At 66.4% G+C, this 1,639-nt stretch carries 2 protein-coding genes; both read left to right on the plus strand.

The genetic code is table 11. From position 1 onward, the window contains the following. Window positions 1-878, plus strand: an 878-nt coding sequence (locus VGQ44_17495) for a hypothetical protein (protein ID HEV8448631.1), incomplete at its 5' end; no start/stop codon positions are given. 86 nt (window positions 879-964) lie between these two features. Then, on the plus strand, window positions 965-1,639 hold a 675-nt coding region (locus VGQ44_17500; GenBank protein ID HEV8448632.1), incomplete at its 3' end, for a hypothetical protein.

Genomic DNA, 1,639 nt, shown 5'->3' on the forward strand with positions numbered 1-1,639 from the left:
CGTCGTTCTACCGTTTCGATCGCCATGAGACGCGCGTTGCGCGTCGTCAAGAGCTGCGCGCCCTCGGCGCCTCATCCCATCACGAAGCGATCGCGCGTGCGCTCGCGGGCGAGCATTGGACCGTGATCTCTCTCGCCATGGCGGAGCCACCCCACGCTCCGGCTCCGTCGAAGTTCCAGAGCAGAGTTGCTCCGTCAAACGAGACAGCGCCGGTGCACGTCGTTCACGTTCCGCCGGTGAATCGATTCCCGCTTGCGCCTCTCGTTCGGCTCGCCGACGCAACCGGGGGCGACGTTGCGACGGACGCGCAGAATGCCGCGCGGGAGCTTCGCGAGCTGAGCGATCGCATCGTGATCACTTATCAAACTGAACGTCCGGCGGACGACACACTCCGTCAGATCGAGGTCACTTCGCGTCGCCCAGGCGTCACGATTCGTGCTTCGAAATGGGCGGGCAACCTCACCGCCGGCGCCGTCGCCGAGTCTCTCGCGTCGTCCCTCGCAACGGAGACGGCGACATCGGATGACGCCACAGCGTCCGGCACTCTCCCGCTCACCTGTTCGATCACCCTCGGCCCGGTCGTCAAGGGAGTCAGCACGAGCGAGGTACAAGCGCACGTCGATCTGAAACCGCTCGGCGACCTCGTCGCGCCGGACGAGCAAGGCTCGCTCACGTTCACGGTCGCCGTCATCACTCCCAACGAGCCGCCGTTCACGACCACGCGCCGGATGGAGCACGTCGATCTCGCCGCCCCGGCCGGATACACCTGCACGCTCGGAATCCGCCATCGCCGGAACGCGCGCATCGCCGTAGTCGCGACCGAGCCGTCAACGGGCTCGTGGGGGACGTGCGTCGTCGATGGGGCGACGCTCCATTAGAGTCCTCCGTCGACTTTCCATCTCTCCACTAGGAAACCCGTGCGGACTGGACCATACTGTCGACGGGTTCCCCCAACAAGGAGACGATGGAAATGCGTCCTAACGTGTTAGGTCCGACTGCGATTGCTCTCGTCTTCTTCGCTGCCGGCTGCCAACAAAAGGAGACGGCGAACGCCGTCAAGCCGCCGGCGCGCGCGCTGGGTTCGGTGCGCGCGACGGCTCTTTCCCCAACCCTGCCGCCCGACATTCCGGGAGGAGCGCCGGGGGCGACGCTCGCCGGCGCGGCGGCATTCGCGTGGCAGGAGTTCTTCGCGCTCAACTGGCCCGCCGTGCCGCAGAACGGGCAGGTCAACACGCGCGGCGTCGCCGACGCGAGCCGTCCGTTCGGCGATCCCACCTACACCGGCCCGCTGGTGTGGGAGACCTATCGCTCGAAAATCGAGATCTTCCCCGGCAACGGGCAGCAGCCGCCGGGCTACACCGCGAACGGGGCCGACTACGGCTTCGACGCCGCACCGGTCTACAACTACCTGCAGACCGTCCCCCCCTGCAACGGTCAGAGCCCCACCGATCCGACGCCCTTCGTCAACCTGGACGAGGTCACGCAGATCGGACTCGACACGATGTACGCCGGGATCGTTCCGCCGGCGCCGACGCCGCAGAACAGCGACCCGCAGCGCATCCGTTTTCTCGCCAAAGCCAACCGCGATCAATACGACTACGTCGCCGCGAATCAATACTGGAACCACGGCGGCAACTTC

This window comes from Gemmatimonadaceae bacterium (assembly GCA_036003045.1).
Lineage (GTDB): Bacteria > Gemmatimonadota > Gemmatimonadetes > Gemmatimonadales > Gemmatimonadaceae > JAQBQB01.